Here is a 6,621-nt window from a genome sequence, read left to right on the forward strand (position 1 = left end):
CCGGCATCCGGGGTGGGCGTGCGTCGCGGCGACCACCCCGGGTTTCCGGCGTTCCGGTGTGGTTACCCGGCTATCGGAGGTGGCGATATGGCCTGTGGACCGAAATTCGCTGTGACCGTCCGGTACGGAGGTGCCGACCAGGCGGGCAGCAATGGCAATGTGTATGTGCGGCTCGGGGATACCGGGGCCGCCACGGGTGAGGCGGCGGTGCATCTACCCGGTGACCCCACTCAGATCGGGCGTGAGCAGACCTTCCACATCGACTACGGCACCGCCCTCGACGATCTCACCGAGCTGTGGGTGCGCGTCGACTCCGAGGAGTCGACCTGGACCCTCGCGGCCATCGACTGGTTCCAGGTGGAGGATCTCGACGCCCACACGCTGTGGCAGAGCACGCCGGTGCCCGAGACCGAACAGGGTTTCGCGGCCGCGGTGGTGCCCGAGGAGACCGGCAGTGTCGACACCGTGCTGACGCGCGGATTCCGGCTGCACCGAGAGCCGTCCGCCCGCTACCGGATCACCCTGGAAACCGGCCGGGAACCCGGTGCGGGAACCACCGGCAGCATTCTGGTCCGGCTGCTCGGCCACACCGACTGCCATCTGGTGTGGCTGCCGTTGAACGGGCCCGCCGAGGATCTGGAGAGCGGCGCGCGTCGCCGCTACGGGCCCTACACCTACATCGCGCACGATCCGCCGACCGATCTCGAGGTCCGGCTCGGTGGGATGAGCACCGACTCCGACCGCTGGCAGCTGCGGCGGGTGGCGGTGGAGGACACCGCCACCGGCCGCACCTGGCTGGCGGAACCGGACAGCTGGTTCGACTGGACCTCACCGCAGCAGACGTTCTCGCTCTCGGAGAAGGACTAGGCGGAGCAGCCTCGGCTGAGAAGGACTCAGCGGAGCGCGATCTCGAACAGCTCGCCGGTCGCGCGCGATGTGACCGGCGGTGGCTACTCGACGACGAGTTCGACCGGGATATTGCCCTGGGTGGCGTGCGAGTACGGGCACACTTGGTGGGTGGCCTCGACCAGCGCCCGCCCGGATTCGTTGTGCAGATGTTCGGGCAGTTCCACCCGCAGCACCACCGACAGGCTGAAGCCGCCGCCCTCGCGGCTGTTGAGTCCGACCTCCGCGGTGACGGCAGCCTCGTCGGCGTCCAGCTTCATGCGCTTGGCGACCAGCTGCAGCGCGCTGGCGAAGCACGCCGAGTAGCCCGCGGCGAAGAGCTGTTCGGGATTGGTGCCCGCGCCGTCGCCGCCCAGCGCCTTGGGACGGGCCAGGGTGAGGTCGAGGATGCCGTCATCGCTGTAGGAACGGCCTTCGCGGCCGACCGAGGTGGCGACGGCGGTGTACATGGGAGCCATGGAGTCCTCCTAGACAGACTTGTCTGTTCACTTCGTCGGCCAGAGTAGACAGATCTGTCTGCTATCGTCAAGGTATGAGTGCCGCCCGCGATCGACTCCTGGAGACCGCCACCCGGCTGTTCTACGCCGAGGGCGTCCACACCGTGGGCATCGACCGGATCATCGCCGAGGCCGGTATCGCCAAGGCCACCTTCTACCGGCACTTCCGCACCAAGGACGATCTGGTGGTGGCCTATCTGGCGCGTGAGTACGAGCGCCAGCGTGCCGTGCTGGAAGCCGTGCCCGATTCCGGAATGGCCGCTGTCACCGTGATTTTCGAGCGGCTCGGCGAGCTGAGCTGTGCGCCCGGCTTCCGCGGCTGCCCCTTCCTCAACGCGGCCGTGGAATTCCCGGACCCCGCGCACGCCGTGCGCGCGGTGGTGGCCGACTACCGGGACTGGTTCCGGCGGCTGGTGCGCGAGCGGTTGGCGGCGGCCGGGCACGACGACCCGGATACCGCCGCCCACTACCTGCTGCTGGTGCGCGACGGCGTGGCCCTCAGCGGCGGTCTCGGCGATCCGGCGACGGTCCGCGCCGGCGTGGACACCGCCCTGGCGCAGCTCAGGACTCGGATAGCTCCAGCCCCCGCGCCAGCACCGGCCACGACCGCTTGAGCGCGTCCTCCCAGTAGCCCCAGGAGTGCGTACCCCGAGGTGGCAAATCAGCGGTTACCGGAATGTCCAGCTGCTGTAGCCGGTCCACCAGACTGCGGGTGCACCAGTCGGTCGCGGCCTCGATGATGCCGCCGACCACCAGCTGCTGGATCAGTCCGCCGTCATTGGGGCCGAGACTACGGATATCGCCGGGGGTGTCGCGCGGTCCGGGCAGGCCGGTGCCGTTGAACAGGTACAGCTCCAGACCGCGCAGACCCTCGGCGTGCACGTAGGGGTCGTTGGCCACCCACATCGGGTCGTCGGGCGGGCCGTACATGTTGTGCACGTCGCCGCCGCCCGCCGCGACCACCAATTTCACGAACTGCTGGCCGATTCGGTCGCTGATACGGGCGCAACCGCTGTAGGCCGCCACCGCGCGGTACAGGCCGGGTGCGGCGATGGGTAACTGCAGAACGCTGGTGCCGGACATGGACATTCCGGCGATGGCGCGAATCTCGTTGGTGCCCAACGCGCCGTCGATGAGGGGCGGCAGCTCCTCGGTGAGGAAGGTACGCCACATATTGGTGCCGAGCTGGGGATCCGGTGCGCGCCAATCGGTGTAGTAGGTGAAGCCGCCACCGACGATCTGCACCACGTTCACGTTCTTGTCGGTGAAGAATTCGGTCGCGTCGGTATTGCGTCGCCAGGTGGCCGTATCCTGGCCGCCGCCAGCGCCGTTGAGCAGGTACAGCACCGGTCGGGGCACCGAGGTGTCGGCGGGGCGCTGCACCTCCACCACCACGTCGCGGTCCATGGCGGCCGAGTGCACGGTGAGGGTGACGTTGCGGACGTCGCGGACGCGGTACGAGGAGATGGTGGAGCCGTCCGCGGAAACCGGTGTGGCCATGAGGGTTCCGGTGGTGGTGACCGGGTCGGGCGGTGGCCCCGCCGCGGCAGGTCCCGGCGTGCCGGGCAGTGCGCAGGCGAAAACCACTGTCAGCGCGAGCAGTAGCGCTCGCGCCCTGATACGACGAGTCAACTCAGGGCCCCTGTAGTAGCTGGCGGATGCGGACTCCCGGACCCCCGCGGGACGCCGAAATGCTACTTATGCCCCGATTTCCATGGGGGTGCAATGTCACATTCCGGCCACGGTTTGTGATCGGAGTCTCAGGACACGCATGGTGGCGGGTTCGACGACTCGTCGCACTTCTGGGTTACAACAGAAGAGACGGCAAATACGTGGTTAATGAGCGTTGCGTGATCAATGAGCGTTCGGGGAGTGCCGACCGAAGGACGAGCACGTGCGACGACAAGCGATCCACCGCCTGATCCGGGCCGTTGCGGCCACCATGACCCTGCTGTGCGCCGGTGTGCTCTGGGCGGGCACGGCCCACTCCGATACCGGAAGTGCCTCCGGTTCCGCCTCGGGCAGCGGCAGCGGCTCGGCCTCCGGCAGCGCGTCGGGTTCGGCGCAACTGCCGCTCGCCAGTCCCCGGGCCATGGTCGCGCTCGGCCTGGCCACCACCCAGACCGGTAAGCCCTATCGGTGGGGCGGCACCGGACCCGACGCCTGGGACTGTTCCGGGCTGGTGCAGTGGGCCTTCCGCAGCGTCGGTATCGACATGCCGCGCACCACGTGGCAGCAGGCCGAGGCCGGGTTGACCGTGCCCGTCGGCGCACTGCAGCCGGGGGATGTGATCGTGCTCAACGGCGACGCCTCGCACGTGGGCATCTACGCGGGGGCCGGGCAGGTTCTCAATGCGCACTCGCCCGGGGTTCCGGTCGGACTGACCCCGCTGTCCGACTTCGACATCTTCTCCGTGCGCCGGTTCTACTGATCGAGCGTCAGTCGCAGAGTCCGCGCAGCAGCGGGCCGTACTCCGGATGGTTGAGCGCGGAGGCGAACTGGGCGACCAGGTAGTCGGCCGGATTGCCGGTGTCGTACCAGCGGCCGCGGATGACCTGGCCGTAGACCGGGGCGTTGGCGGCGAAGGTGTTGATGGCGTCGGTCAGGTACACCTCGCCGGTGCGGTGGGTGTACCAGTTGTCGACCTGGCGGCGCAGTTCCGCGATGATGCCGGGCGTCACCACATAGCCGCCGATTGCCGCGTACGAGGAGGGCGCGTCGGCGGGCTTGGGCTTCTCCTTCAGGCCCGAGATGCGCATCAGACCGTCGCTGTGCTCCTCCTCTACCACCGGCACGCCGTAGCGCTGGGATTCGGCGGGGTCCATGGGCATGAGGGCCAGCACCGGCGCGTCGGTCTTCTCGTAGGCGTCGATGAGCTGCTGGGCACGCGGCACCTCGGCGACGAACACATCGTCGGGCCACAGCACCAGCATGGGCTCGTCACCCAGGGTGCGGGCCGCGTTCAGCACCGGGGTGCCGTTGCCGTAGGGGCCGTGCTGGTCCAGGTAGGTGATATGGCCGAGGCGGCCGAGTTCGCCGACCTCCTCCACGGCATCGGCGTACGCCTGCTTGCCGTCGGCGCGCAGCTGCGCCACCAGGGCGGGATTGGGCCGGAAGTGGTCCTGGATCAACGACTTTCCGGCGCTCACCACGATGGTGATATCGGTGATTCCCGAGGCGACCAGCTCGCGGACCGTGTGCTCGATCACCGGTTTGTCGCCGACCGGCAGCATCTCCTTCGGGATCGCCTTGGTGAGCGGCAGCAGGCGGGAGCCGATACCCGCGGCGGGGATCACGGCCTTGCGAATAGTCATGCCCCGATCATCACACATCCGCGGCGTCGTACCTGTCGGTAGCCGAGCGTAGATTTCTCGATGTGAACACCGCCGCCGAACCGACTGACGGGTACGTTGTGCCTGGTCAGCGGCCCGGCGCGACATCGGGCAAATCACCCGCAGCACACCGCTCGGTCGGGTCTGACTCTCAGCAGATCGACAGCCACCTCCCAGCCGGTGACGGGTCGAACGGTCACGCGGCCGCCGATCTCCAACCGATCCGGCCGGACCGCGAACAGCGAATCCGCTCGACCCGGCGGTGGGTGCTGCATATCGATATGGACGCGTTCTTCGCGTCGGTGGAGCAGCTCACCCGGCCCACGCTGCGCGGACGGCCGGTGCTGGTCGGGGGCGTGGGCGGGCGCGGTGTGGTGGCCGGGGCCAGTTACGAGGCGCGGGTGTTCGGGGCGCGTTCGGCCATGCCCATGCATATGGCGCGCCGCCTGGTGGGGGTGGGCGCGGTGGTGGTGCCGCCGCGCGGGGCGGTGTACGCGGAGCTGAGCGGGCAGGTGTTCGACGTGTTGCGGGCGCGAATTCCGGTGCTGGAGACGCTGTCCTTCGACGAGGCGTTCGGCGAACCCGCGGAACTGGCGGGGGCGACGCCGCAGCGGGTGCTGGAATTCTGTGAGCAGCTGCGGGAATCGGTGCGCGAGCGCACCGGCCTGGTCGCCTCGGTCGGCGCGGGCAGCGGCAAGCAGCTCGCCAAGATCGCCTCCGGACTCGCCAAACCCGATGGGGTGCGGGTGATCTCACCCGAGGAACAGGGGGACATGCTCGCCGCGCTGCCGGTGCGCAAACTCTGGGGAATCGGTCCGGTCGCCGAAAGTCGTTTGCGCACATTGGGAATCGAGACGGTGGGGGCGTTCGCGGCGCTGCCGGAGAGTGAGGCCGCCTCGATTCTGGGCGGCAGCGTGGGCGCGGCCCTGCACCGGCTGGCGCGTGGCATCGACGACCGGCCCGTCGCCGAACGAGCCGAGGCCAAACAGATCAGCGCCGAGACCACCTACGAATCCGACATCGTCAACCTCGCGCAGCTGCGCCCCGCCATCGAGGCCATGGCCGCCGCCGCGTACCGGCGGCTCACCGCCGACGGTCGGGCGGCCCGCACCGTGGTGCTGAAACTCAAGAAGTCCGATATGAGCATCGTGACCCGGTCCTCCACGCTGCCCTACGCCACCGAGGATCTGGCCACCCTCGCCGCCGCCGCCCAGCGCTCGGCCCTGGATCCGGCCGAGCTGGGGCCGATTCGCCTGGTCGGCGTGGGTTTCGCGGGACTGTCGGAGATACGTCAGGAATCGCTGTTCCCGGAACTGGACCGGACCGTGGACACCGAATCGGTCTCGGAGGAGCCGACTCTCGCGCTGGCCGCCGGGCCGGAGCCGGAGGTGCCGCCGCCCACCCGCTCCTACACCACCCAGACCTGGTATCCCGGGGCGGATGTCGAACATCCGGAGTTCGGGCACGGCTGGGTGCAGGGCGCGGGCCACGGCGTGGTGACGGTGCGTTTCGAGACCCGCTCCACCGGCCCCGGCCCCGCCCGCACCTTCGCCGCCGAGGACCCCGACCTGCGCCGCGCCGACCCGCTCGGCAGCCTGCGCTGACGGCGTCGGCCGAGGTCGCCGCCCCGCTCACGGCGCCGCGGCGGCGGGGCGAATCGACTGTGCGCCTGGCGATACCCTCGCCGAACTCTGTGGGTTCATTCTGAAATTGCTCCGCACCGGGTTCGAGGAGTTATTTCCGGCCACAGCACTGTTAGCCTGGTGCCTCGTGCAGCGCCGCCGGTCGGGTTACGGGCGGCTGTCACATGGACGAACGGACCTACTCGAACGCAAAGGACGAGCAGTTGAAGCTTCAGAAGACCGGACGTATCGCGGTCGCCACGC

General features: G+C 69.1%; 7 protein-coding genes. 4 read left to right on the top strand and 3 right to left on the bottom strand.

From position 1 onward, the window contains the following. Nucleotides 1–111 precede the first annotated feature (111 nt). A complete protein-coding gene (locus ON31_RS11055) occupies nucleotides 112–867 on the top strand; it encodes a PLAT/LH2 domain-containing protein (protein ID WP_029929270.1) in 756 nt (251 codons plus the stop codon). An 83-nt stretch (nucleotides 868–950) separates the two neighbouring features. Here ON31_RS11055 and ON31_RS11060 read toward each other — a convergent pair whose 3' ends face one another. Beyond that, the gene (locus ON31_RS11060; protein ID WP_029929268.1) at nucleotides 951–1,364 is read right to left on the bottom strand and encodes an organic hydroperoxide resistance protein; all 414 of its coding nucleotides are present in this window, start codon (nucleotides 1,362–1,364) and stop codon (nucleotides 951–953) included. A 74-nt stretch (nucleotides 1,365–1,438) separates the two neighbouring features. Here ON31_RS11060 and ON31_RS11065 point away from each other — a divergent pair, with 74 nt between their 5' ends. Further along, nucleotides 1,439–2,017: a TetR/AcrR family transcriptional regulator gene (locus ON31_RS11065; protein WP_051037092.1), complete on the top strand. Its 579-nt coding sequence runs from the start codon at nucleotides 1,439–1,441 to the stop codon at nucleotides 2,015–2,017. On the opposite strand, the gene ON31_RS11070 is transcribed toward ON31_RS11065, so the two are convergent. After that, nucleotides 1,965–3,035: an alpha/beta hydrolase gene (locus ON31_RS11070; RefSeq protein ID WP_255222054.1), complete on the bottom strand. Its 1,071-nt coding sequence runs from the start codon at nucleotides 3,033–3,035 to the stop codon at nucleotides 1,965–1,967. The two genes, ON31_RS11065 and ON31_RS11070, sit on opposite strands and share 53 nt — an antisense overlap. Nucleotides 3,036–3,345: 310 nt before the next feature. Here ON31_RS11070 and ON31_RS11075 point away from each other — a divergent pair, with 310 nt between their 5' ends. Continuing rightward, nucleotides 3,346–3,834 (top strand): C40 family peptidase, encoded by a 489-nt coding sequence (locus ON31_RS11075; RefSeq protein ID WP_051037093.1) that lies wholly within the window; start codon nucleotides 3,346–3,348, stop codon nucleotides 3,832–3,834. A 7-nt stretch (nucleotides 3,835–3,841) separates the two neighbouring features. Here ON31_RS11075 and ON31_RS11080 read toward each other — a convergent pair whose 3' ends face one another. After that, complete coding sequence (locus ON31_RS11080; protein ID WP_039812467.1) at nucleotides 3,842–4,717, bottom strand: UTP--glucose-1-phosphate uridylyltransferase; 876 nt, start codon at nucleotides 4,715–4,717, stop codon at nucleotides 3,842–3,844. Nucleotides 4,718–5,016: 299 nt separating this feature from the next. On the opposite strand from ON31_RS11080, the gene ON31_RS11085 reads away from it, so the two are divergent. Continuing rightward, the gene (locus ON31_RS11085; protein WP_370450484.1) at nucleotides 5,017–6,339 is read left to right on the top strand and encodes a DNA polymerase IV; all 1,323 of its coding nucleotides are present in this window, start codon (nucleotides 5,017–5,019) and stop codon (nucleotides 6,337–6,339) included. Nucleotides 6,340–6,621: the final 282 nt, after the last annotated feature.

This window comes from Nocardia otitidiscaviarum NBRC 14405 (genome assembly GCF_000308635.1).
Classification (GTDB): domain Bacteria; phylum Actinomycetota; class Actinomycetes; order Mycobacteriales; family Mycobacteriaceae; genus Nocardia; species Nocardia otitidiscaviarum.